The sequence below is a fragment of the Polynucleobacter necessarius genome (assembly GCF_900096765.1).
Classification (GTDB): Bacteria; Pseudomonadota; Gammaproteobacteria; order Burkholderiales; family Burkholderiaceae; genus Polynucleobacter; species Polynucleobacter necessarius_F.
This window is the reverse complement of the sequence record NZ_LT615228.1, coordinates 602075-624175: the sequence shown is the minus strand read 5'-3', so window position 1 is coordinate 624175 and position 22101 is coordinate 602075. Positions and strand designations below refer to the sequence as shown.

Genomic DNA, 22101 nt, shown 5'->3' with positions numbered 1-22101 from the left:
GCTATGTCAGGAAATACATTAGGCCTCCTTTTTGCCGTTACAACTTTTGGCGAGTCTCACGGTCCAGCTATTGGGGCAGTAGTTGATGGCTGCCCACCGGGCATGCTACTGACTGAATCTGACCTGCAAATCGATCTCGCTCGACGCAAGCCAGGCACCTCTAGACATGTCACTCAACGCAAAGAGGAAGATAAAGTTGAAATTCTCTCTGGCGTTTTTGAGGGAAGAACGACTGGCGCACCGATAGGATTGTTAATCCGCAATACCGATCAACGCAGTCAAGATTACGGTGATATTCTTCAAACATTCCGTCCTGGTCATGCAGACTACGCTTATCAGCATAAGTATGGTCTTCGGGACCCTCGCGGTGGTGGCCGCTCTTCAGCACGCTTAACTGCCCCAGTAGTAGCAGCCGCCGCCATCGCCAAAAAATGGCTTAAGGAGCAATATGGCACTGAGTTCTATGGATATATGAGCCAACTCGGTGACATCAATATTCCATTTCAAGATCTTGATCAGATTTCTCAAAACCCATTTTTTGCTGCAAATGCACAAGTAATTCCTCAACTAGAAGCCTATATGGATGATCTGCGTAAAGCAGGAGATTCCTGCGGGGCAAAAATTGAAGTACGTGCCCGTAATGTGCCTATTGGTCTTGGCGAGCCCTTGTTTGACAAATTGGATGCCGACATTGCACATGCAATGATGGGTATCAATGCTGTTAAAGGTGTAGAGATTGGCGCTGGTTTTCAATCAGTAGCTCAACGCGGAAGTGAACATGGAGATGAGCTCTATACCGATGGATTTGCAAGCAATAACGCCGGTGGAACATTAGGCGGCATCAGTACTGGACAAGATCTACGCGTATCAATCGCCATCAAACCCACCTCAAGCATCATGAGCCCCAAACAATCGATTGATCTAAATGGTAATTCGATTGTAGTCCAGACAAAAGGGCGCCATGATCCTTGTGTTGGTATCCGCGCCACACCGATTGCTGGGGCAATGTTGGCTCTAGTAGTGATGGATCATGCGCTACGCCATCGGGCTCAATGCGGCGACGTGAAGGTTTCAGCACAACCTATACCCGCATATCGCCCAGACTCAATCCGCGACTAATTTTTGATCACGCGATGACACCATCATTACGTTGGGCCTTCGGGTCCTTTTTCTTTTTATATTTTGCCTACGTTGGACTTGTATCCCCTTACGCCAGTCTGTTCTTTTTAGACCATGGCTTTAATGTTATCGAAATTGCCGTATTAATGTCCATGTTGCAAATTACTCGCATCATTGGACCCTTTAGCTGGGGCTGGCTATCAGACTATCTATCCAATCGCATTGACATTATTCGTGTTTGCGCTTGTTTGGCTGCATTGATTTTCTTATGTATCTTCTTGTTACATAGCTACTTCAGCTTTTTTATTTGGATGTTTGTGCTTCACACCATCTTGAGTAGTCAAATGCCCTTAGGGGAAACAGCTACTATTCATGCCCTGTACAAGGATAACTCCTTTGATAAGCACTATGGCCGTTTGAGGCTTTGGGGATCAATAGGTTTTATAGCAATGGTTTTGGTAGCCGGCGAATTATTTCAAAGAAGGGGAATTGAGCTTTACCCAATCGTCGGCGCAGTTGTTTTAATCGCCTTAGCCGCTATTACCTTTTGCCTGCATGAGCCAAAGATGGAGCGTCGTAAGATGGTGAAGGGCGAGCTTGTCGCAGTTCTATTAAATCCAGATGTTCGTTGGTTCCTGATTTCTGGTTTCTTTATGATTTTTGCCCACGCTTCTTTATATGTTTTCTACTCCCTCTATCTAGCCAATTTAGGTTACGACAAATTTCAGATAGGCTTATTTTGGGCCCTTGGCGTAGGTGCAGAGGTAGTTTTCTTTTATTTTCAAAACAAACTCTTAAGTCGATTGGATGCCGAGGTCATATTGCAGGGCGCCTTCGGAATTGGTGTTATCCGGTTTATTTTGATCGCGTTCTTGCCGCTTACCTCAGTTTTGATGTTTGCTCAATTACTTCATGCAGCAACTTTTGCTGCCCACCATAGTGCTGCAACAAAGCTGTTACAACGCTGGTTTACAGGACCAATGCAGGCGCGAGGGCAAGCCATTATGGCTACCGTCTCTTATGGTTTAGGTGGAACACTAGGCGGACTTTGTGCAGGCTGGATCTGGGATCTTTCCCAGCCACGAGATGTTTTTGTGATGTCAGCATTTGCCTGTGGACTAGCAGGGATGGCGATTCAGAGAATGCGCCCCCACCTTCACCTCGCCAGAAAACACTAAAAACCGCCTAAAGCTTTACTGCACCTTAGCTTTAGCGCGGAGCTTTTGCATCATCTCAGCAAACTTTGCTTTTTGCCAATTCTGATCAGAGGCAATCATTGTTTTGAGTTGCGCTTTCAATTCTTCAAAGCTAGGCGCTTTCAGATCTCGTGTATCAACCATTTTGATAATGTGCCAGCCAAACTGGGATTTCACTGGTTTATCGCTTACTTGACCATTTTTAAGTTGAACCATTGACTTTGAAAACTCGGGCACTAAAGACTGCTCAGTCACCCAGCACCCAGCCTAAATCACCACCATTTTTTGCTGAATTTTCAACCAAAATATGCTCAACGTGATATTCCTTGCCAGAATATTGACTCTTTACAGAATCATATGCAGCCTTGAGTTCAGCTTCAGTGACACCTTCTCTTTCAACATAATCTTCAAAGACTGCCGCAACCAAAATACCTATTCGTGACTGCTCTAATTGTTCGCGAACAGATTCTTTTTGAATCACACCACGCTTATCAGCCTCTTGCAAAATGAGTTCTCTAGTAACCAGCATTTCACGCGCCTGGTCACGAACTTGAGGATTGTCAGCCTGACCAGATTTTTGAACCAGTTTATCTAGTTGGGATTTTGGAATTGCTTTTCCATTCACAATTGCTGCATTCTGAGCAATGGCTGTATTAGTGAGTAGCGTGGCAAGTCCAGCCAGGATTAAATAGTTTGAAATTCGCATAGTCATAGAGTTTTTAGTTGATATGAAGGGGATATTAATTAGGAAGCCTTTTCGTCGGGACTAAATGCAGATATTGTTAAGGCATGAATTTGCGCAGGGATATGACGGCTCAGGGCTGCGTAGATCGCACGATGACGTGCAACAGCTGACAATCCTGCAAATTGCGGAGCAACTATTGTTAACTTGAAGTGGCCGCCGGCGGCGGCGCCTGCATGTCCTGCATGCAGATGACTTTCATCTTCAATTTTCAGATCCAAGACATCAAAAGCTTTGGCAAGATCCTCCTTAAATGAGGCAATTCGGGCTTGATTAATGCTCATTGATCAGGGTGCTCCATATGACGCGCCAGCCAAACGCCCTGAATAATGATGAAGATAATTAACAAACCAGTGCTACCAAAGAGCTTAAAGTTAACCCAGGTTTCTTCGGAATACTGAAACGCAATATATAGATTTAAGGCGCCCATTACAAAGAAAAAGGCTGACCAAGCTAAATTCAAGCGATGCCAAACAGTTTTGGCGCTCTGGGATTTTAAGGTCACCTGCTTACCCATCAGCACAGCAATCCAATTTTTATTGAAAAATAGGGCGCTTATCAGCAAGGTGGCAGAAAATAGCCAGTACAAGGCAGTGGGCTTGAGCTGAATAAAGGTTTTTTCATGCAAAAAGATGGTGAGGCTTCCGAACACCACGATCATGGCCAAACTCACCCATTGCATGGCATCAATTTTGCGATGTCGATAGTAGACCCACAATATCTGAACAATTGTCGCCACCATTGCCGCAATGGTAGCGGTATAAATATCGCTAAACTTAAAGGCGATAAAGAAAAGAATGATTGGAAATAGGTCGAATAAGAATTTCATCACTAGATTATCCAGCCTTTTGGAAATTACCCCTTTTTGATGGCTTGCGCATTTTCACTCGGAACAAAGTCTAGAGATGCGGAGTTAATACAATATCTGAGGCCTGTTGGCTCAGGACCATCCTCAAAAACGTGACCTAAATGTGCGTCACATTTGGTGCAACGTACCTCAGTTCTGATCATGCCATGAGAAGTATCCCGGACCTCCTTGATTGCCGAGGCTTCGTTGGGGGAGCTGTAACTCGGCCATCCACAGCCAGCATCAAATTTAGCCTCCGATAAAAATAGTGGTGTGCCACAACAAACACAAAGATATTGACCTTGATCCCAGTGATCCCAGTATTTTCCGGTGAAAGGTCTTTCAGTGGCTGCCTCACGAGTGACTCGATACTCAATATCAGTCAATATTTCCTTGTATTCTTGATCAGTTTTTTTCATCATGTTTTGCTAATAAATATTTTAGGAAGAACAACTTACCGCTATTTTTTGAAGGCTATCAGGAGGCGCTATTGAGTAATCTTCATACTCTGCCTGCTCATCATAGGGCTTACTTAGTATACGAAGCAAGCGACTAACTTCAGCATAATCACCGTTCTGCGCATTCTCAATGGCGGTCTGCGCAAGATGATTACGCAAGATGTACTTCGGGTTGATTGCATTCATCTTGGATTTTCTTTTTATATCATCACTTGACTCAAGCTTGAGGCGCTCTAGGTAATCGCCAAACCAACAATCAATTAAAGGACGGTCAATGAACTGATCCCGTAAAAGTAGCTCAGCAGGCTTTTGCTCCTGTCGCACAGATCCAAGCTGCCTAAAAAAGCTAGTGAAATCGACTCTTGAGTCGTGCATTGCTTGTATTAAGCGTTCAATAAGCCCAATATCATTTTCATGTGAGACTTCAAAGCCCAGCTTTGATCTAAAAAGGGTTTGCCATGTTTTAGCGTAGACCCGTGGGAAGTGCTCCAAAGCGTCACGCAAAATCGTCTGAGCCTTTGCTTCATCGCAACTGGATTCAATCAGCGGTAGAAAAGCGCTTGCAAGACATGCCATATTCGAATGCATAATCTGGGGTTGACGATGATAGGCGTAGCGACCAGCTTGATCGCTATGATTGCAAACATGATCGATTTGAAAATGATCTAAAAATCCGAAAGGTCCATAGGCCATTGTCAAGCCTAGGGCGCTGATGTTGTCACTATTCAAAACTCCATGACAAAATCCAACAGACTGCCACTGAGCAACTAGTATTGCGTTGCGCTCGCAGATTTTGCTATACAAATCTAAATACGGTTGTTCTGCATTTAAACATTCGGGGTAATGATTCCGGATTAACAAATCGGCAAGCTCTTTCAGTCGGACATATTGCTGCGACGAGGCAAAGTGCTCAAAATGTCCGATTCGAATAAAGCTAGGGGCTAAACGTGAACAAACTGCCGCAGTCTCCATTGTCTCTCTGCGAACAGGAAGTGGGGAGCCAACTATCGACAATGCTCGGGTACTTGGTATGCCCAAGGCATGCATGGCTTCGCTACATAAAAATTCTCTGATAGACGAGCGCAGAACTGCACGACCGTCACCCATGCGTGAGTAACGTGTCATACCCGCACCTTTGAGCTGCAATTCTTGTCCAGCAATTTCGCCGAGCAGTATTGCTCGGCCGTCACCGAGTTGTCCGGCCCAAACCCCGAATTGGTGGCCGCTATAGACGGTGGCAATTGGGTTGGTAAATTGATGATTCGAAACCTCTAGGCTGTTTCCAGCTAAAACCTCAAGCCACTGAGGGTCTCTAGGATAGCCATCATCAGATAGTTCAATCCCAATTAACTGGGCAGCCGATGATGAAAACCCAACCCAGTAGGGGTCCGGAATTGGTGTTGGGGAGATCGGTTGACAAACGTCATCGCCATCAAGGGTAAAAGCCATTTGACTATTCTAGGTGTATTTCCAAAATCAGGTAGCCCCTCTAAAATGAAGAAATGAATCCGCTACAACTCAATACCCAAACACAACTCACCAATTTAGGGGAAGAACTCAACGTTCCATTTCTTAAACTTTTGGGAGTTCGTTTCTTAAGCGCCGAAATGGGTAAGGGCGAAATCCTCCTAGCACTCAAACCAGAACATACCAATACCTAGGCCGTTGCGCATGGTGGAGTTTTATTAACGCTTATGGATGTTGCAATGGCTGTTGCTGCTCGCTCTGGCGATCCAAGCGACCGAAGCGTGGTGACCATTGAACTCAAGAATAATTTCATGCAAGCGGCTAATGGTGTTTTACGCGTTAAAGCAGATACGGTTCGCAGAACTGCCACCATGGCATTTTGTGAGGCTAAGCTTTACAACGATCAGGGTGAAATTTGCTGTATGGCAACTGGGACTTTCCAGTTCATTCGTAAATTAGCAACGCGCGGCGCTAAAGGTGAGCGCGTGATAAACGAAGACTTGCGCGCCGATTAACTCATGCTAGGTATTGTGCTAGACAGATAATAGACAGATAAATTAGAATCAGGGGCAGTCATTAACGCCCCGGTGATCACATCATGGCCAATGGTGCCACTTGCATCAAAGCGACGCTCTACCATTTCAAAGTGACCATCCTTGCGCACGCGAAGTATGGTGCTAGAGCGAGTGCCATAAGAAGGAGTTTTAATAAAAGCCGGGGAGAGGGCTTTTTCCCACTCTTTACTAACACCAGTGTTTGGCAATTCATGGTCGCTAGCATGATGTGTATCTGCTAGGACCCTCAAATACTGATCGGCGTTTTTAACTGGCCATGATCCATAGCCAAAGCCTGTGCAAATGCAGCCACACGGTAATTCACTTTGGGCCAGGGGGTATCTAGCATGGCGTTGGATAATCCATAGACTCCAGGGTCTAGCGGCTGATGTGGAAAGACCTTGCGGGGACGAATGCTCTGGCCCATCATCATGCGATTGCTTACCCAGTGCATTTCAGGATTGGCAGGATTACTCAGGTCGGCCATCAATAAATTAAAGCTGTTATAGAGGCCAAACTGTTTAGAGTGTGTTTGAACGAACGTTCTGGGCCCATCTTTGCCTGCAAGATACAGCGTAGATAACTCTCCGCGCGTTCTTGCATCAGGATTTTTTTCGCTAGGCGCTCGAACATTTGTTAAGGCGGCAAACTTACCAGCCTTGCTAAAACCTAACCATGTACCTGGACTCCCTAAAACATCAGCCCGATCTCTACCAGCCAAAACATGAGGATGCTCTGGCCAATATGCGATACCTTCCGTGTCACGCTCATAAAACTCATCGCGATTGGCAGCCACCACCAAGGAGTAGTCAGGATGCGAGTTCCAAGCGAAAAGAATGAGGCACATAAAGGGTTTGGAAAGCTGAGGCTATATTTCTATCAAAGGGTAGGGCAATGAATCTATTTTTAACACAGGACCACGCACATCTCCTAGATGAATTTGACCTGTCTCCAAGGCCTCTAACTTACACTCAATCTGAAAATCCACTCTATTGGTCTCAACACTGCTTGGGGCACATAACACCACCATCCCTGCAGGCTGGGCTGGATCAACACTATGAAATAGCTCTACGCCAGGAGCTACGAATGCCGGCTCAATACCCCCCAGGCAATGAGCTAGAAAGAGGCGTCTTTTTTTAATTACGCCTCGGTATTGGCTGCGCGCAACAATTTCTTGACCTGGATAACATCCTTTCTTGAAATCAACACCAGCAACAGATTCAAAGTTGATCATTTGCGGCACAAACTCCTCTTGAGTTGCCGCAACAATGCGCGGTATCGCGCTAATGACTTCTAGAGAATTGATGGGACGAAGGGCGGCAGGATCAATCGATACACTTGGCTGTCTGGCTTCTTGGGCAACCAAGATACGAGCATATGATTCGTTGTTCAACATCACATCAGGTAAGCGTAAGCCGATCTGGCTTTCTTCAATTGAAAAATTACCAAGCTCACTTACTTTTGAATAAAAGGCTGAGCTATTCCATGATGTAGATGCATCAGAAATCTTCACTTTAGATCTCAACACAAACATCGACAGGCGCTTAGCAATGCTAGCTGCTATATCTTTCGAGATGAATAATGCAAAGCGATCTTCTGCACCCTGAAGAATTGGAAACAAGCCAACCCATGCGCTGGCCAATAATCTTCCTTTGGGGCTACAGTATCCAATCAACCTTACTGACTTGTGCCCATGAGCAATCTTTGGCGAAAGGGTTGGCTCAAGGCCCTCAACGGAATTCGTTAGCTGGTTTTGTAAAAAGGTCAGGGCATCTGGACCTTCTACCAAAATTAAGCCCCAATCAGGCAAAGCACTTAGGCCGGATGAGGGCATTTGCCCTTGAGTTAGTGTGTTTTGGCTAGTCTGTGTCATCTCCCTTTTATCATAGCGTGATGCGCAGAAAAATTCAGGAAAGATCTCTTTTTAAACAGATAAAGCCTAATCGGGTTGACATTAAAACCTACTTTATCGGCCTATTGGTAATTCTGATTATTTGCTATAGCGCTTTATTTCTATGGCCTGTAGTCCCGCGCGAGGGGAATATAGACACTCCTGAGATTTTTAAAGTAAAAATTGCACCTCAATCTGGATTAAATAGTATTGCACTGCAATTGCAGGGGCAGGGGATATCAATTAACCCACTCCTTTTGCAAGTTAGTGCACGTGCATTATTTGTTGGTTCCAAACTAAAACCAGGCACCTATTTATTTCCGACGGGGGCTAGTTTAGGCAAACTCCTTTTGCAAGTTGCCAGAGGCGATCGAGTTCGCGAGAGTATTGCGATTATTCCTGGGATGACTATCTGGCAATTAAGAGCTCTAGTAGATAGGCACCCTGCGCTGATTCACCAAACTAGGGGAATGAGCTCTAAAGCTTTATTACAAAGCCTGAATTTGCATTACCCAAGTGAAGAGGGAATATTTTTCCCTGACACCTACGTTTTTGATCCGGATGAACCCGACATTAATATTTATCGCCGCGCCTCTACAGCAATGCAAAAACAGTTAAATCAAAACTGGGAGCAGATATCTCCATCTTCACCTTTAAGAACGCCATACGAAACCCTCATCTTGGCCTCTATCATCGAGAAGGAAACTGGTAAACCTAGCGATAGACCTCTCATCGCGGCAGTATTTCTAAATCGCTTAAATAAAGGCATGCCCCTTCAAACCGATCCAACTGTTATCTATGGGATAGGGCCAAAATTTGACGGGAATTTGCGTAAATCAGATCTGCGTAAAGATAATCCCTACAATAGCTATATGCACAAAGGATTGCCTCCCACCCCAATTGCTATGCCAAGCAAAGAGTCGTTACAAGCAGCCATTTATCCAGCTCAATCTAAAGCCCTGTATTTTGTTGCCAAAGGCGATGGTAGTAGCCACTTTTCTCAGTCACTAAGCGAGCATGAAGCGGCAGTAGACCAATATCAACGCAAATTAGCGCCGAAAACCAACTGATATGAAATCCAATTCTCCAGGAATTTTTATTAGCTTTGAGGGTATTGATGGTGCTGGTAAAAGTACGCATATCGAAAGATTTGCTCAGCTCCTGCAAGAACGCTACCCAAACCGAGAGGTCATTATCTCTCGTGAGCCAGGAGGCACCCCCCTAGGAGAGCGACTTAGAGGGCTTTTGTTAGATGCTCCAATGAATTTAGAAACAGAGGCTCTTCTGATGTTTGCCGCCAGACGTGAGCATATTGCTCAAGTGATTGAACCAGCATTGCAGGCTGGAAAAATTGTGATTTCCGATCGCTTTACCGATGCAAGCTTTGCCTATCAGGGCGGCGGTCGAGGCCTGAGCCTTAGCAAATTAAATGATCTAGAAAAATGGGTTCAGAGCAGACCAGATGGATCATTACTTCAGCCTAATCTCACTATATTGTTTGACTTACCTGGAGAAATTGCCCAATCCAGACGTTCGAAAGTTCGCGCCCCTGATAAATTTGAAAAAATGGATTTAAACTTTTTTGAGAAAGTCCGCCAAGAGTATTTAAGACGATCCCAGGAAGATCCAGATCGATTCTATTTAGTAGATGCCACTCGAACACCTGAAGTTATTTGGGATGATCTCAATGCTCTAGGACAAAAAGTCCAAATAGATGTGTGATGGCATGCCTCCAGTAGAGCGTAGCGAACTCAACATTGCTCCATGGCTCAGACCGCTTTGGGATGCACTGGACTTTGCCAACTTTCCAAATGCCATCTTGCTCCATGGTCAAGCGGGCATTGGAAAGTTTGCCTTTTCAATAGAGCTAGCCAAGGCCCTGCTGTGCGAATCGAGCGATCGATTGACTAAGCCTTGTGATCACTGTGAAGCATGTCACTGGTTTAATACCGGCAACCATCCTGACTTTATTGCCCTTGTGCCCGAAACCCATCGCAAACTCTTGCCTCATGGCGACTATGAAAGCGATGAGACCCCCAAAAAAGGCAAAACCGCCCGAGAAGATTCCGATGGCGATGGGGCGGAAAAAAAGGAAAAGAAGAATATCTCCATTGAGGAAACACGCAGCGCTATTGAAGGTTTATCTATTGGATCCCATCGCGGAGGAAATCGGGTTATTTTGATATATCCATTAGAGATGCTTCGCTCTGATTCTGCAAATACCTTACTGAAATCGCTTGAGGAACCCCCGGCCAACACTATTTTTTTATTGCTCGCGGATCGTGTGGATAGGGTGCTTCCAACAATCCGTTCGCGCTGTCGACTGCTTACCGCACCACGTCCAAATCGCACTCAAGGATTGGCTTGGCTCAAATCGCAACTTCCCTTGATAGCTGGCCTTCAAGCAAAAGAAGGGGACATTGAAACTATTTACGACGAGCAGGGTGGAGCGCCGTATTCTGTTCTGGACTCCTTGCGTGCTAGACATAACAAGGATGACAAAGATGAATTGACTATTTCGATTGCAGCTTCTCGTTATCTATTACAGTCCATGGCGCAAGGTGGCCGTATTGCTTGGCTAGATGCTGCCGAGAAAACCCATAAAGCTCAGTTTTCTTTTTTGTTAGCCACTATGCAACGCTGGGTCTCTGATTTGTTACTAGTCACTCAAAGTGGAACGCCTCGCTATTATCCAAAGCACATTGGCACTCTACAAGGCTTATCCCAAACAGCGCAGCTACCAAAACTCCTACATTTTTGGAAATCCTTAGTTCAAGCTAGGCGAACAGAAAACCACCCATTAGCAAACCGAATTCAACTTGAGGCTCTGCTGGCTCAATATCAGCAAATTTTTGAAACATAGGCAAAACTGCTTTTCATGCTAGGCAGACTAAAATAAGCATAAGCATTCATGTTTATAGATTCACACTGCCACCTCGATTTCCCTGAATTTTCAGAGCGCTTACCTCAGGTACTTGAAAATATGCGCTCGGCTAAGGTGAGCCATGCGCTGTGCGTCTCTGTTGATCTACCAGACTTTCCCAATGTTCTTCGCCTAGCTCAAGAACACTCTAATTTGTATGTCTCTATTGGTGTGCACCCCGATTACGAAGATACCCCAGAACCGACCCTAGAGTTTCTAGTCGAGACTGCTAAAAAGCATGACAAGATTGTTGCCATCGGCGAAACAGGTCTCGATTACTATCGAATGGGCGATCGCAGTTACGAAGCCATGGAATGGCAAAGACAGCGCTTCAGAACCCATATACGGGCCGCTTTATCAGCTCATAAGCCACTGATTATTCACACTCGCTCTGCATCTGAAGACACCATCAATATTCTGAGAGAAGAAGGTGCGCAGACTATTGGCGGAGTCATGCACTGCTTCACCGAAAGTCTAGAGGTTGCCCAACAAGCAATGGAAATGGGATTTTATATCTCTTTTTCAGGAATCGTAACCTTTAAGAGCGCTAAAGATCTTCAGGAAATCTGCAAACAAGTCCCCTTAGAAAGAATGTTAATTGAGACGGATTCTCCCTATTTGGCCCCAATTCCATACCGCGGGAAAACCAATGAGCCAGCTTGGGTGGCAAATGTAGGCGAATTTATTGCCAATCTAAAAGGCATCTCGGTTCAACAGCTGGCGAATCAAACCAGCATGAATTTTTATCAATGTTTTCAAATAGATAGAAATTTATAATAATGTTGTTTATTAAGATATTAATAGGGCTTTTTACTATCTGTTGTTTGCTAAATGCCACAGCTCAAACAGACTCTCAAATTACAGACTTTACGAAAGCAGCTAAGTTTGATGATATTTCCGAGGTAAAGGACCTAGTTGCTCAAGGTGTCAGCCCCAATGCTGTAGATCCCAAGGGGAATCCCATGTTGCTTCTGGCTATACGGGATAAATCCTATAAGGTTGCAGCATATTTGATGGATAACAAAAATATAGACGTTGATTTATCCAATAAATATGGTGAAACACCTTTAATGATTGCGTCTATTGAGGGTGATTTGCCAATGGTAAAGACTCTAGTCCTTCAGAAGCATGCCCGCATTGACCATATTGGCTGGACACCATTGCATTACGCCTGTACACGTGGCCACCTGAATGTAGCTCAGTTCCTAGTCTCGAACGGCGCTGATGTAAATTCCCTCAGCACCAGTGGCAGCACACCTTTAATGATGGCCGTCCAATCAGGCAATGAAGAGCTGATTAAATATCTTTTAGATAAGGGTGCAGATCTCCAAATTCGTAATTCACAAGGGCTTACTGCGATAGATATTGCCCAAATCTATGAGAAACCTTGGATTGAAGATGGCTTAAAGTCTCGCTGGCTAAAGCTTTATAAAGAGCCGTACAAGAGCCATGTTAGAACCCCAGGGACTAAACCCTCTTAGTTCATTGTGCGTATAATCATTATTATGTCAAATAATATATTCTTGTGATCCAAGCCATACATAACATGATCCTATTAGATATATTTAGAAATGCTGACCTACCCAGTTTTACCGTCCTATTTAATGAAATTAATGCGGACATGGGAAATAGTCAGATCTGGTTAATCCTGATTTTGGCTTGCCTGATGCTAACGATGCACGGAGTAATTGTGCTGATGATTGCAGGGACATTTCATTGGATAGATCAGATATTGGAAGATAAGCGCATCTATGGAGCAAACTTCCTTTCCAATTTCATCGCAAAATATTGCTCATTATCGCCGCACACTTGATAGAAATTATTGCCTGGGCATATATCTGTGTAGCCCTAAAGGTGTTCCCCACCAATCCTCAGACTTTTTATTTTGCAGGCGAAATGTATACAAGTATACAACCGTAGGCTACGGCGACTACAGCCTAACTGAGCACTGGAGAATTCTGCCAATCATTATTTCATTTACCGGAATATTTGCGGTGTCCATGTCTGGAGCGGCATTGTATTCAATGATGGGGGCTTTGATTGGGAAGAATCATCAAACCAATAAAAATCATTCAGGATCAAGGACATAAAGAAATACATAAAGAAATTAATTGATGGCGACACCCTGATCCGGAGAAGAATTTTTCTGCTTAAAAACTAGCTCTAAAACCCTACCGCTTGCTTCAACAGACCTGATTCGACCTGGTAACCACTCCAGATCCTTTGATAGCCAAGTATGGAGCGCAGGCTACCGGGCTCATCCATTTTTTCATCACCGTTTATTAATGAAGCTAATTTGAAATATCAGACTGAAACGATCTTGGGTTCCAGGAAGAATGGCTGGGGTAAAGTCTGGCTTTTCTGAAAAAAACATCTTCCCGCCTCCATTGGTATCTCGATCAAAGCGAGAATACCGAGGCGCTCGACCACCTCTTTGGGACCAATAAATTGCTGGCGCAAGTCCATAGGCATCAACCATTCCTCGAGATTCAAAAACAAAGGGTCCTACAAAGGCATAGGGAATATTCACATATAGACGATAAGAATTACCACTTACCACCCAATCAATCTCCCCAGTTTGATATTTTTGTCCATCAACAAAAGAGTCGTAATAAATAATTCCCGGTTGCGGCAACTTAAAGGCTACCCCTTGCTGAGAGCCACCCTGCTCACCCATAAACGGATTCTGATTACTGTAGCCAGCACTAAGCACTAGAAAGCTTATCGATAGCGGTGGGTTTATTTGGACGCTTACTTTGCTGAATCTTCTTCGGCGGCTCCACCCTCAAATCTGTTTTGATAATAAGATCATCTACGATTTCAGGAGGGCTTCCAAATGAAAAAAACGGTATCCCCAAAAAAAGGAGTAAATGGCCTAAAACAGAAAGCAATAAGGCAAAAAGAATGATCCGCAAGGAATTAGTGCGGAACTTTAACGAGAAACTTTCTGGCACTAGATCACTGCTCAGACGATGCGTTCCAAAAGGCGGCTATTTTTAGGTAGGTTGGCGGCAAGAAAGTCCATCTGATCAGCAAGAATATTACGCCCTTTAAGAATCATATCCTCGTAAAGACTTGGCAAATACGGGGCGTATAATAGATCCATGCAAGCCTGTTCTGGGGTACGGTTACCCTTGCGCTGATTGCAAGATCGACAGGAAATCACTAGATCCATCCAAGAATATTGACCGCCACGGCTATTGGGAATAATGTGGGGAATAATGTGCTCTGCCTCGGCTTCATTTTCATGAATGGGCGGTACCACACCACAGTAGGCGCATAAACCACGATCGCGTTTAAACAGTTTATGTTTAGTGATAACCGGCACCACATCAAACAAATTGATCTTCGCGCTACCTTTAACAGCAATGATTGAATGAAGTTCGATGATGGATTGCTTGCCGCTTGCGCGAGAAATGCCGCCGCGCATCCTTAATATAGGGTCCTTAATATGGGGTCACCCAAGGTCCAAATGACACTATTAAATGACACTATTATATCTGCGTACTGCTTCGTGACCTCTTCAGCGTTAACCCATCCTTGAGGAATTCCACCTGCGTCCAATTTCAAGATGCTTAGCACACAATCTCCTTTCTAGATCTTGCCAGATAGCCACGATCGCATGATTTATCTTACAGAATAAGACCTTGGCAAGCAATGCAGAAGCTTATGCAGCGTTCAGAAATTCAAGTACAGCGGGCAGATGATCAGCATAGTCAGTGATACCGTGATCACTGCCCTCGAGCACTAGTTGTTTAGCTCCTGGGTAAAAAGCTACCATCTCCTCCCAGCTTAAAAGCTCATCGCCTTTTGCGGCGATTAAAAAGTAACGCTCAGGATTTGTGATACTTTCAACCTGAAGTTCTTTAAGCTCATCGATGTACTCAAGTCGAAAATCAAACGGCTCATCACTATCGTATGCCGTCATCATTCCAACATGCGGGGCCAACTCTCTGGCTGCTCGAACGGCAGGATTTAATACAACAGCCTTACAGCCATACCTTTGGGCCAGATAATTTGCATAAAAACCGCCCAGCGAAGATCCAATAACCACTATGCGATCCGCCCTACTCTTTTCTATTTGGGCATCGACCATCTCCATACTCTCCCGAGGGGAGACAAGTAATTGCGGGCAATACCATTCAATAGGATTCTCATCGGTGGATAAGGCTTTAATAGCATCACCCGTCATCACCGCTTTGCTTGAGCGCGGCGAGGAACGAAAACCATGCAAGTACACAATCAGTGTTGTTGCCATCACATTTGGGCCTGTTGTCCAACTTCAAAGTTAGCCAGTTTCTCTAAAGCCTTGACCATCGCAGAGTGATCCCAGGCTTTTCCACCATGGGCAGAGCAGGCATTAAATAACTCCTGAGCATTAGCGGTATTTGGCAAGGAAACCCCTAAAGCACGGGCGCTACTGAGAGCCAAATTGAGATCCTTCTGGTGTAATTCAATTCTAAAACCAGGATCAAACGTGCGTTTGACCATACGCTCTCCATGCACTTCTAGAATTTTAGATCCAGCAAAACCACCCATCAGTGCCTGACGAACCTTTGCTGGATCGGCACCAGCTTTAGACGCAAATAAGAGAGCCTCAGCGACTGCTTCAATATTCAAGGCAACAATAATTTGATTAGCAACCTTGGCAGTTTGACCATCACCATTGGCTCCCACTAAATTAATATTTTTACCCATCAATTCAAATACTGGCTTGACTGTATTAAATGTAGATTCATTACCACCAACCATAATAGAAAGAGTCGCATTTTTTGCACCGACTTCTCCACCAGAAACGGGGGCATCTAAATACTCGCAGCCCAATTCATTAATTCTTTTTGCGAACTCTTTAGTGGCAATTGGGGAGATTGAGCTCATGTCTACAACAATCTTTCCTTTGCCAAGCCCGGATGCAACGCCAGATTCAGAAAACAATACTTTCTCAACGTCAGGAGTATCTGGAACCATAGTAAAAATAATGTCAGCTTGCTGAGCAACCTCTTTAGGACTACTACAAACTGTTGCGCTCGTATCCAAAAGTTCAGCTGGGACTTTACTGCGCGTGTGAATAAATACCTGATGGCCACTCTTAATCAGTTGACCTGCCATTGGTGAGCCCATAATGCCAAGCCCTATAAAACCCAGTTTAAGTGAATTACTCATGATGTCTCCAATTCATTAATTTGTATGTGATTAGGTATTCAGTTGCTTGAGCCACGTCAACCCAGCCTCGGTGCTGGTGGCTGGCTTATATTCACATCCAACCCATCCCCGGTAACCAACTCGATCCAGAAATTGAAATAAGTAGCAATAGTTAATTTCACCGGAGCCAGGCTCATTTCTACCGGGGTTATCCGCCAGTTGAATATGCGTAATCTTGACAAGATTTTTTTTCAATCGTACTTGCTAGCTCCCCTTCCATACGCTGGGCATGGTAGATGTTATACTGGAGAAACAAATTATCAACCCCTACCTCATGATCATGAATAATGTCAATTGCTTGCTCAGTGTGGGATAGAAAAAAACCAGGGATATCAAAAGTATTAATTGGCTCAATCAATAGGCGTAGATCGGCCTTGTGTAATTGTTCAGAAGCATATCGAAGATTCTGAACAAAAGTAGATCTAAGCTGCTCTGGGCTCACTCCTGGCGGAACTTTACCGGCCAGACAATTCAGTTGTTTAACTCCCAGCACTGTGGCATATTCAATCGCTTTGGCTACCCCCTCCCTGAACTCCTCAACTCGATCGGGGTGACAAGCTATTCCTCGCTCTCCAGCATCCCAGTCTCCGGCTGGCAAATTATGTAAAACGAGAAGCAGCTGATTATGAGTCAGGTTTTTATGGATATCTGCAGCATAAAAGCCATAGGGAAACAAAAATTCCACCGCTTGAAAGCCGGCTTCACTGGCCTTTTTAAAACGGTCAAGAAAAGAAACTTCATTGAAAAGCATTGTTAAATTTGCTGCAAATTTTGGCATCACAAACCTTTATCCAATAACATCAAAGTGATCTTAACAAAGATGTCTGTTTTATACCGAACTGGTAATCCACCCTCTTAATGACAAATATGATCCAAAAGTAAGCTAATATTGAATGGCAACTTCTCTATTTAAGGAAAATGATGAATACCAAACTTACTTAAGGAAAATGATGAATACCAAACTTACCCAAATCGCTCTTGCTCTTGCGGTTTTGAGCACTGGCACTTCTTTAGCAACAGCGCAGTCCACAAAAGCTGATCCTAGTCCTGCTAAGCCAGTCGTGATTGATGCTGCTGCAGTAGATAATAGCTACCTTCTTTATGAAGGCGATGTCGTCAAGGTGGATAAGAAAAAACGTACGATTACGTTCAAAAATATAGAAGGCGAGTCCAAGTTTGTTGCCGGCCCTGAAATTACCAATTTTGATCAGATCAAAAAAGGTGATCACCTGAGTATTACGTATCAGTTAGCAGTCGCAATTGAGCTAATTAAAACTAAGAGTGATGGCATTCGCAGTAAAGTTGAAACAAATACTGTCACCAAATCCAAAGCCAATGAGAAACCCTCTGAAACAATTGCCAATAAAACTACCATCATTGCCGATATCGTAGAAGTAAATCGCGACAAGAAGCTCGTATCCGTGAAGGGTCCGAGCGGTAAGATTACTACCGTTACCGTAAAGAATCCTGCGCTGCTAGCCGATGTGAATGTTGGCGAGCAGGTAAAAGTTATTTACTACGATGCCATGGCTGCCTCGATTACCCCACCAAAGAAATAAATTTGGTCAATGCAGTTTCGAGCAGTTAGTTTTAGATTAGCTTGTAGCATTGCACTATGCACCCTCCTCCTGGCCTGTGCCAACACCACAAGGTCAGGAGCGGTAGGGGTTAATCGCTCCCAGTTCATGCTGATTTCCTCTGGCGAGGTTGATCGCCTCTCTGCGATTAGTTATAACGATCAATACCAACGCGCCAAAGAAAAACAAATCCTTGTCACCTCTGGCCCTGATTACGATAGATTGAAAGTAATATCGAATCGATTAATAGCACAAACTGGTGTCTTTCGGGACGATACCCGTCAATGGAAGTGGCAGTTAACCCTAATTAATGCACCCATACTAAATGCAAGCTGCGCTCCGGGCGGAAAGATCACTTTTTATACAGGCTTAATTGATCAGCTCAATCTCAGCGATGATGAAGTTGCAGCCATCATGGGTCATGAAATTGCACATGCCCTTCGCGAACATGGCCGCGAACGCTTATCCCAAGCGATTGCACAAAATGCTGTGACAAATATCGCGCTTGCTGCTGCCGGTGGCTATGGTTCGGCAATCAATGCAGCAAATCAAGCGGCCCAATATATTTTGGTTTTACCTAACTCTAGACAAAATGAATCAGAAGCAGATGCTATTGGTTTGGAGTTGGCAGCTAGAGCTGGTTATAACCCTCAAGCAGCTATTAGTGTCTGGCAAAAAATGATCAAAGCAACCAAGGGCAAGAGTCCACCCGAGTTTTTATCCACACACCCCTCAGGCGAAACAAGAATTGAGCAATTGAGTGAGTTGCTACCGGTAGTTCAGCCTCTCTATAAAGAAGCAGTGAAGCCCCTAGGAAAAAAGTCTAGTTAGCCCTACTTGCGGAGCCGCTCTGTGGCGATGAGGCAGATTTTTTAATGAGATTACGCATTTTTTGGTCTCCCTCAACCATCAACTTTAAGCGAGTTTCACTTACAAGGACTGCAATTTTGGCATTGTATTGCTCGCGGCGAAGTAATTCCACCAATAAGCCAGTCAGAATCGTATATGTTAGATAAACCAATAATGTGGTGACATCTCTGGAATCTACTACCGTAAATTCACCAAAGGGTTCCATAAAGAAATACATTAACAATGGAGTGCTGAGAATTAATGACAAAATCGCAGGTCCCAAGCCAAAAAAATAGGCTATGAGAATAGTGTTAATTTGAAAGAAAAACAGGGGTAAGGAACCACCCAAAAACGGATGCAGCACAAAACGCAAAGCAAAAGCAATTAAAACCCCAAAGAAGGCTATGCCATATCCTGAGGCTTTATTACTACACCAACGCTTGCAATTGAGATTTTGCTTCATATTTCCCACTCTTTTCAGTGTATGCTACCTGAATTCTGAAGCGAAGCCCATACCCACATGTTAGAAGTCATCAAAACTCCTGAAAAACATGACTTAACCATCATCCTTCCTGGGTTAAATGGAAGTGGACTAGAACTTGGGCAGCTTCCCCGCTTTTTGGAGTCCGCTGGTCACGAGGTCTTAGTGCCAGAATTAGATGGTTTCTTGTTTGGGCACCCTGCCAGTACCTTTCAGTCTTGGATTAGCCAGCTCCATCACATCATTGATGAAAAGCAACAAGAGTATGCGACTGTCAACCTAGCAGGGATTAGCATGGGCGCCACCCTTGCTGCGACAGTTGCGTCCCAGAGAACAGATATTGCATCACTCATCCTGATGTCACCAGTGCTGAAATACGATGGCTGGTCAGTTCCTTGGTACAGGCCATTTTTGGACATCTTTTATCTTTTACTTTCTCGGTTTTAAAAACTGGGAGTACTCTGAACGCGAACCTTTTGGCGTAAAAAATATAGATTTACGTCGCAGAATTAGTGAAAAATTCAAGACGTCTAAAGTATCCGAAGTAGGATCATCATCCATCTCAGCCCGCCATTTGCATGAGGCCAAAGGCCTTATGTCTTTGGCGAAGCATGACTTGATGAACTTATCATCTCGACTGCTTATTATCCAGTCTGTAGAAGATGACACCTGTTCAATCTGGTCGGCTGAAGAAATCTTGCGCTTATGTAAATCTGAAATGCGTCGTTTGATCTGGTTAGGCAATAGTTATCACATAGTTACCATTGATAATTGATAATGAGCGCGAAATAGTTTTGAACGAAGTATTACATTTTGTTTCTCAAACAAGTGCCGTTGAAAAACATCTACAAGAAGATACCCATAAAGAGACCCGCAAGGTTCTCAAAATGAGAATTGGCTACGAGTAAGCCATAAAGGAAAAGCCCCCATTATTGGGGGCTTTTTTATGGAATTTGGCGGAACGGACGGGACTCGAACCCGCGACCCTCTGCGTGACAGGCAGATATTCTAACCAACTGAACTACCGCTCCAAATTACATCTTTTGCAACATAAACAACCAAAAAAACTGGCGTCCCCAGGGGGATTCGAACCCCCGTACTCACCGTGAAAGGGTGATGTCCTAGGCCTCTAGACGATGGGGACCTGGACTACTGCGTAAAACGTTGTTTCGTAATCTTGGTGGAGATAAGCGGGATCGAACCGCTGACCTCTTGCATGCCATGCAAGCGCTCTCCCAGCTGAGCTATACCCCCGAAATCTCGCTCTACGCTCTAAACTCTAAAACTACAAGACTCTCAAAACAATCCAAGATTTTAGCCTATTTTTGTGCGAGCGCGCAAATTGTCTATTTGACCACCTTAGAGAGCCGCTCTATAGCCTCATTCTTACCTAAAACTACCAAGACGGAGTCGATCGCAGGTGTCTGAGTAGTGGCAAATAAGGCATAGCGAACCGGCATGGCTAGGGCTGGCATTTTGAGTTGATGAGAGGCTAAAACTTGTTTAAACGCTAATGCATATGCCTCTTTAGTTGGCTCAGTATTTCGAAGTGCCTCAATTAAGTCTTTGAGCGCTGGAATGATTGGCTGTGGAATATTTGCAGCAATCTGCTCGGCATTTAATTCTGGTGCTGGGAGATAAAAGAGTTTGGCGCCATCTGCAATCTCGATCAATGTATTTGCGCGATCTTTTAATAGCGCCACTACCTGCACAAAGTCTGGTCCACTCTCTGTATCAATTCCTAATTCATGTGCAAAAGGTTTTGTAGCTTGCGCTAATTTCTCTGGATCAGCGTTTTGGATATATTGATGATTGAGCCATAGCAATTTTTCAGGATTATGTTGTGCTGGGGAGCGACCTAGATTTTCTAAATCAAACCAGCTTACAAACTGCTCTTTGGTAAATACTTCAGCATCACCATGCGACCACCCCAAGCGCGCCAAATAATTAAGGATTGCATCAGGCAAGTACCCTGCTTTTTGGTAATCACGCACACTCATAGCGCCATTACGCTTACTCATTTTCTCCCCAGCATCATTTAGGACTGTAGGAAGGTGAGCATAGACTGGAGGAGTTCCACCAAGAGCCTTCATGATATTGATTTGACGGGGAGTATTGTTGACGTGATCATCTCCCCGAATCACGTGGGTAATTTTCATATCTAAGTCATCAACGACCACGCAGAAGTTATAGGTTGGCGTGCCATCGGGCCTGGCAATTACCAAATCATCTAGCTCATCATTGGATATTTCAATTTCACCTTTAACAGCATCCTGCCAAACTACTGAACCACCAATAGGATTTTTAAAGCGAATGACGGGTAAGACACCATCTGGAATAGGAGGAAGTATTTTGCCGGGCTCAGGGCGCCATAGTCCGTTGTAGCGTGGCTTTTCTTTATTCGCCATTTGCTGATCGCGCAACCGATTTAATTCATCCTCACTCATGTAGCAAGGGTAAGCCAAGCCAGACTCTACCATTTGCTTGATTACCTCGCAATAGCGATCAATCCTCTGCATCTGATAGATGGGGCCCTCATCAATATCCATCCCAAGCCAAGCCATGCCTTCAATAATGACATCAACAGCTTCTTGGGTCGAGCGCTCTAGATCCGTGTCTTCAATCCGAAGGATGAAGTCGCCCTGATTATGGCGAGCAAACGCCCACGGGTACAGAGCACTACGAAGGTTTCCCAAATGAATGAAGCCCGTGGGACTGGGGGCGAATCGTGTACGAATATGCATAGCTCACATTATCTCAGGTCAACCCAAATGACAGCAAATTCAAAAAAGTGG

24 protein-coding genes, 3 tRNA genes and 4 pseudogenes are annotated in these 22101 nt (G+C 44.5%); 14 read left to right on the top strand and 17 right to left on the bottom strand.

Annotated elements, in window-relative coordinates; all coding sequences use genetic code 11:
• Positions 1-3: 3 nt before the first annotated feature.
• Together aroC and DXE33_RS03245 are read left to right on the top strand one after the other, a co-directional pair.
• Positions 4-1119: a chorismate synthase gene (aroC, locus tag DXE33_RS03250; protein WP_114638602.1), complete on the top strand. Its 1116-nt coding sequence runs from the start codon at positions 4-6 to the stop codon at positions 1117-1119.
• Between the two features lie 14 nt (positions 1120-1133).
• A complete protein-coding gene (locus DXE33_RS03245) occupies positions 1134-2297 on the top strand; it encodes an MFS transporter (protein WP_114638601.1) in 1164 nt (387 codons plus the stop codon).
• A gap of 15 nt (positions 2298-2312) precedes the next feature.
• Here the strand turns inward: DXE33_RS03245 and DXE33_RS03240 are convergent.
• The 5 genes and pseudogenes from DXE33_RS03240 to DXE33_RS03220 all read right to left on the bottom strand — a co-directional run bounded on the left by DXE33_RS03240 (position 2313) and on the right by DXE33_RS03220 (position 5811).
• A pseudogene (locus DXE33_RS03240) lies at positions 2313-3021 on the bottom strand (peptidylprolyl isomerase).
• A 38-nt stretch (positions 3022-3059) separates the two neighbouring features.
• Positions 3060-3341, bottom strand: coding sequence for a BolA family protein (locus DXE33_RS03235; RefSeq protein WP_114638600.1), 282 nt, complete (start codon positions 3339-3341; stop codon positions 3060-3062).
• The gene (locus DXE33_RS03230) at positions 3338-3886 is read right to left on the bottom strand and encodes a septation protein A (RefSeq protein ID WP_114638599.1); all 549 of its coding nucleotides are present in this window, start codon (positions 3884-3886) and stop codon (positions 3338-3340) included. Before DXE33_RS03230 ends, DXE33_RS03235 begins: the two co-directional genes overlap by 4 nt.
• 26 nt (positions 3887-3912) lie before the next feature.
• The gene (gene msrB, locus DXE33_RS03225) at positions 3913-4323 is read right to left on the bottom strand and encodes a peptide-methionine (R)-S-oxide reductase MsrB (RefSeq protein WP_456299483.1); all 411 of its coding nucleotides are present in this window, start codon (positions 4321-4323) and stop codon (positions 3913-3915) included.
• Positions 4324-4344: 21 nt separating this feature from the next.
• Positions 4345-5811, bottom strand: coding sequence for a protein adenylyltransferase SelO (locus tag DXE33_RS03220; RefSeq protein ID WP_114638597.1), 1467 nt, complete (start codon positions 5809-5811; stop codon positions 4345-4347).
• 53 nt (positions 5812-5864) lie between these two features.
• On the opposite strand from DXE33_RS03220, the gene DXE33_RS09745 reads away from it, so the two are divergent.
• Both DXE33_RS09745 and DXE33_RS09740 read left to right on the top strand, forming a co-directional pair.
• Positions 5865-6023 carry a hypothetical protein gene (locus DXE33_RS09745; RefSeq protein WP_197711976.1) on the top strand — a complete coding sequence of 53 codons (159 nt, stop codon included), beginning with the start codon at positions 5865-5867 and terminating at the stop codon, positions 6021-6023.
• Between the two features lie 15 nt (positions 6024-6038).
• A pseudogene (locus DXE33_RS09740) lies at positions 6039-6344 on the top strand (PaaI family thioesterase); the annotation flags it as partial.
• Here DXE33_RS09740 and DXE33_RS03210 read toward each other — a convergent pair.
• Both DXE33_RS03210 and ygfZ read right to left on the bottom strand, forming a co-directional pair.
• Positions 6341-7230 (bottom strand): annotated as a pseudogene (locus DXE33_RS03210) (NRDE family protein). The pseudogenes DXE33_RS09740 and DXE33_RS03210 overlap by 4 nt on opposite strands.
• Before the next feature lie 21 nt (positions 7231-7251).
• A complete protein-coding gene (gene ygfZ / locus DXE33_RS03205) occupies positions 7252-8256 on the bottom strand; it encodes a CAF17-like 4Fe-4S cluster assembly/insertion protein YgfZ (protein ID WP_114638596.1) in 1005 nt (334 codons plus the stop codon).
• Positions 8257-8276: 20 nt separating this feature from the next.
• Here ygfZ and mltG point away from each other — a divergent pair, with 20 nt between their 5' ends.
• From mltG to DXE33_RS09735, 6 genes are all read left to right on the top strand, one after another.
• Positions 8277-9344 (top strand): endolytic transglycosylase MltG, encoded by a 1068-nt coding sequence (gene mltG / locus DXE33_RS03200; RefSeq protein ID WP_114638595.1) that lies wholly within the window; start codon positions 8277-8279, stop codon positions 9342-9344.
• 1 nt (position 9345) lies between these two features.
• Complete coding sequence (gene tmk / locus DXE33_RS03195) at positions 9346-9996, top strand: dTMP kinase (protein WP_114638594.1); 651 nt, start codon at positions 9346-9348, stop codon at positions 9994-9996.
• Between the two features lie 4 nt (positions 9997-10000).
• Positions 10001-11137, top strand: a complete 1137-nt coding sequence (locus tag DXE33_RS03190) for a DNA polymerase III subunit delta' (RefSeq protein WP_197711974.1) — start codon at positions 10001-10003, stop codon at positions 11135-11137.
• A gap of 48 nt (positions 11138-11185) precedes the next feature.
• Positions 11186-11974, top strand: a complete 789-nt coding sequence (locus DXE33_RS03185) for a TatD family hydrolase (protein ID WP_114638592.1) — start codon at positions 11186-11188, stop codon at positions 11972-11974.
• Positions 11975-12021: 47 nt separating this feature from the next.
• Complete coding sequence (locus tag DXE33_RS03180) at positions 12022-12678, top strand: ankyrin repeat domain-containing protein (protein ID WP_231970353.1); 657 nt, start codon at positions 12022-12024, stop codon at positions 12676-12678.
• Between the two features lie 270 nt (positions 12679-12948).
• On the top strand, positions 12949-13287 hold the full coding sequence (locus DXE33_RS09735) for a two pore domain potassium channel family protein (RefSeq protein WP_197711973.1): 339 nt from the start codon (positions 12949-12951) through the stop codon (positions 13285-13287).
• Between the two features lie 182 nt (positions 13288-13469).
• On the opposite strand, the gene DXE33_RS03170 is transcribed toward DXE33_RS09735, so the two are convergent.
• The 5 genes and pseudogenes from DXE33_RS03170 to hyi all read right to left on the bottom strand — a co-directional run bounded on the left by DXE33_RS03170 (position 13470) and on the right by hyi (position 17177).
• Positions 13470-13910, bottom strand: coding sequence for a hypothetical protein (locus DXE33_RS03170; protein ID WP_162785395.1), 441 nt, complete (start codon positions 13908-13910; stop codon positions 13470-13472).
• 252 nt (positions 13911-14162) lie between these two features.
• Complete coding sequence (locus DXE33_RS03165) at positions 14163-14627, bottom strand: HNH endonuclease (protein WP_231970351.1); 465 nt, start codon at positions 14625-14627, stop codon at positions 14163-14165.
• A 237-nt stretch (positions 14628-14864) separates the two neighbouring features.
• Positions 14865-15455: a YqiA/YcfP family alpha/beta fold hydrolase gene (locus DXE33_RS03160; RefSeq protein WP_114638589.1), complete on the bottom strand. Its 591-nt coding sequence runs from the start codon at positions 15453-15455 to the stop codon at positions 14865-14867.
• The gene (gene glxR / locus DXE33_RS03155) at positions 15455-16363 is read right to left on the bottom strand and encodes a 2-hydroxy-3-oxopropionate reductase (protein WP_197712041.1); all 909 of its coding nucleotides are present in this window, start codon (positions 16361-16363) and stop codon (positions 15455-15457) included. The genes DXE33_RS03160 and glxR overlap by 1 nt, the downstream gene beginning before the upstream one ends.
• Positions 16364-16390: 27 nt before the next feature.
• Positions 16391-17177, bottom strand: a pseudogene (hyi, locus tag DXE33_RS03150) (hydroxypyruvate isomerase).
• A gap of 172 nt (positions 17178-17349) precedes the next feature.
• Here hyi and DXE33_RS03145 point away from each other — a divergent pair.
• Complete coding sequence (locus tag DXE33_RS03145; protein WP_114639705.1) at positions 17350-17958, top strand: hypothetical protein; 609 nt, start codon at positions 17350-17352, stop codon at positions 17956-17958.
• A 126-nt stretch (positions 17959-18084) separates the two neighbouring features.
• Positions 18085-18807, top strand: coding sequence for a M48 family metallopeptidase (locus tag DXE33_RS03140; protein ID WP_114638587.1), 723 nt, complete (start codon positions 18085-18087; stop codon positions 18805-18807).
• On the opposite strand, the gene DXE33_RS03135 is transcribed toward DXE33_RS03140, so the two are convergent.
• Positions 18800-19288 carry a DUF4118 domain-containing protein gene (locus DXE33_RS03135; protein WP_114638586.1) on the bottom strand — a complete coding sequence of 163 codons (489 nt, stop codon included), beginning with the start codon at positions 19286-19288 and terminating at the stop codon, positions 18800-18802. The genes DXE33_RS03140 and DXE33_RS03135 overlap by 8 nt on opposite strands.
• Before the next feature lie 57 nt (positions 19289-19345).
• Here DXE33_RS03135 and DXE33_RS03130 point away from each other — a divergent pair, with 57 nt between their 5' ends.
• Positions 19346-19753 (top strand): alpha/beta hydrolase, encoded by a 408-nt coding sequence (locus tag DXE33_RS03130; RefSeq protein ID WP_114638585.1) that lies wholly within the window; start codon positions 19346-19348, stop codon positions 19751-19753.
• Positions 19686-20081 carry an alpha/beta hydrolase gene (locus DXE33_RS09590; RefSeq protein WP_162785374.1) on the top strand — a complete coding sequence of 132 codons (396 nt, stop codon included), beginning with the start codon at positions 19686-19688 and terminating at the stop codon, positions 20079-20081. The genes DXE33_RS03130 and DXE33_RS09590 overlap by 68 nt, the downstream gene beginning before the upstream one ends.
• 179 nt (positions 20082-20260) lie before the next feature.
• Here the strand turns inward: DXE33_RS09590 and DXE33_RS03120 are convergent.
• The 4 genes from DXE33_RS03120 to gltX form a co-directional block, all read right to left on the bottom strand.
• Positions 20261-20337, bottom strand: a tRNA-Asp gene (locus DXE33_RS03120).
• Positions 20338-20374: 37 nt separating this feature from the next.
• A tRNA-Glu gene (locus DXE33_RS03115) sits at positions 20375-20450 on the bottom strand.
• Positions 20451-20484: 34 nt separating this feature from the next.
• A tRNA-Ala gene (locus DXE33_RS03110) sits at positions 20485-20560 on the bottom strand.
• A gap of 92 nt (positions 20561-20652) precedes the next feature.
• The gene (gltX, locus tag DXE33_RS03105; RefSeq protein WP_114638583.1) at positions 20653-22050 is read right to left on the bottom strand and encodes a glutamate--tRNA ligase; all 1398 of its coding nucleotides are present in this window, start codon (positions 22048-22050) and stop codon (positions 20653-20655) included.
• Between the last annotated feature and the right edge of the window lie 51 nt (positions 22051-22101).

Excerpts from the sequence above, each read along its gene's own strand:
- tmk (WP_114638594.1), top strand. The coding sequence starts at position 9,346 with ATGAAATCCAATTCTCCAGGAATTTTTATTAGCTTTGAGGGTATTGAT.
- mltG (WP_114638595.1), top strand. The coding sequence starts at position 8,277 with ATGCGCAGAAAAATTCAGGAAAGATCTCTTTTTAAACAGATAAAGCCT.
- DXE33_RS03130 (WP_114638585.1), top strand. The coding sequence starts at position 19,346 with ATGTTAGAAGTCATCAAAACTCCTGAAAAACATGACTTAACCATCATC.
- DXE33_RS03190 (WP_197711974.1), top strand. The coding sequence starts at position 10,001 with ATGCCTCCAGTAGAGCGTAGCGAACTCAACATTGCTCCATGGCTCAGA.
- DXE33_RS03160 (WP_114638589.1), bottom strand. The coding sequence starts at position 15,455 with ATGGCAACAACACTGATTGTGTACTTGCATGGTTTTCGTTCCTCGCCG.
- DXE33_RS09745 (WP_197711976.1), top strand. The coding sequence starts at position 5,865 with ATGAATCCGCTACAACTCAATACCCAAACACAACTCACCAATTTAGGG.
- DXE33_RS03135 (WP_114638586.1), bottom strand. The coding sequence starts at position 19,288 with ATGAAGCAAAATCTCAATTGCAAGCGTTGGTGTAGTAATAAAGCCTCA.
- DXE33_RS03230 (WP_114638599.1), bottom strand. The coding sequence starts at position 3,886 with ATGAAATTCTTATTCGACCTATTTCCAATCATTCTTTTCTTTATCGCC.
- DXE33_RS03185 (WP_114638592.1), top strand. The coding sequence starts at position 11,186 with ATGTTTATAGATTCACACTGCCACCTCGATTTCCCTGAATTTTCAGAG.
- msrB (WP_456299483.1), bottom strand. The coding sequence starts at position 4,323 with ATGAAAAAAACTGATCAAGAATACAAGGAAATATTGACTGATATTGAG.
- DXE33_RS03145 (WP_114639705.1), top strand. The coding sequence starts at position 17,350 with ATGAATACCAAACTTACCCAAATCGCTCTTGCTCTTGCGGTTTTGAGC.
- DXE33_RS03140 (WP_114638587.1), top strand. The coding sequence starts at position 18,085 with ATGCTGATTTCCTCTGGCGAGGTTGATCGCCTCTCTGCGATTAGTTAT.
- DXE33_RS03235 (WP_114638600.1), bottom strand. The coding sequence starts at position 3,341 with ATGAGCATTAATCAAGCCCGAATTGCCTCATTTAAGGAGGATCTTGCC.
- DXE33_RS03165 (WP_231970351.1), bottom strand. The coding sequence starts at position 14,627 with ATGCGCGGCGGCATTTCTCGCGCAAGCGGCAAGCAATCCATCATCGAA.
- gltX (WP_114638583.1), bottom strand. The coding sequence starts at position 22,050 with ATGCATATTCGTACACGATTCGCCCCCAGTCCCACGGGCTTCATTCAT.
- DXE33_RS09590 (WP_162785374.1), top strand. The coding sequence starts at position 19,686 with ATGGCTGGTCAGTTCCTTGGTACAGGCCATTTTTGGACATCTTTTATC.
- aroC (WP_114638602.1), top strand. The coding sequence starts at position 4 with ATGTCAGGAAATACATTAGGCCTCCTTTTTGCCGTTACAACTTTTGGC.
- DXE33_RS09735 (WP_197711973.1), top strand. The coding sequence starts at position 12,949 with ATGGAGCAAACTTCCTTTCCAATTTCATCGCAAAATATTGCTCATTAT.
- DXE33_RS03220 (WP_114638597.1), bottom strand. The coding sequence starts at position 5,811 with ATGGCTTTTACCCTTGATGGCGATGACGTTTGTCAACCGATCTCCCCA.
- DXE33_RS03245 (WP_114638601.1), top strand. The coding sequence starts at position 1,134 with ATGACACCATCATTACGTTGGGCCTTCGGGTCCTTTTTCTTTTTATAT.
- ygfZ (WP_114638596.1), bottom strand. The coding sequence starts at position 8,256 with ATGACACAGACTAGCCAAAACACACTAACTCAAGGGCAAATGCCCTCA.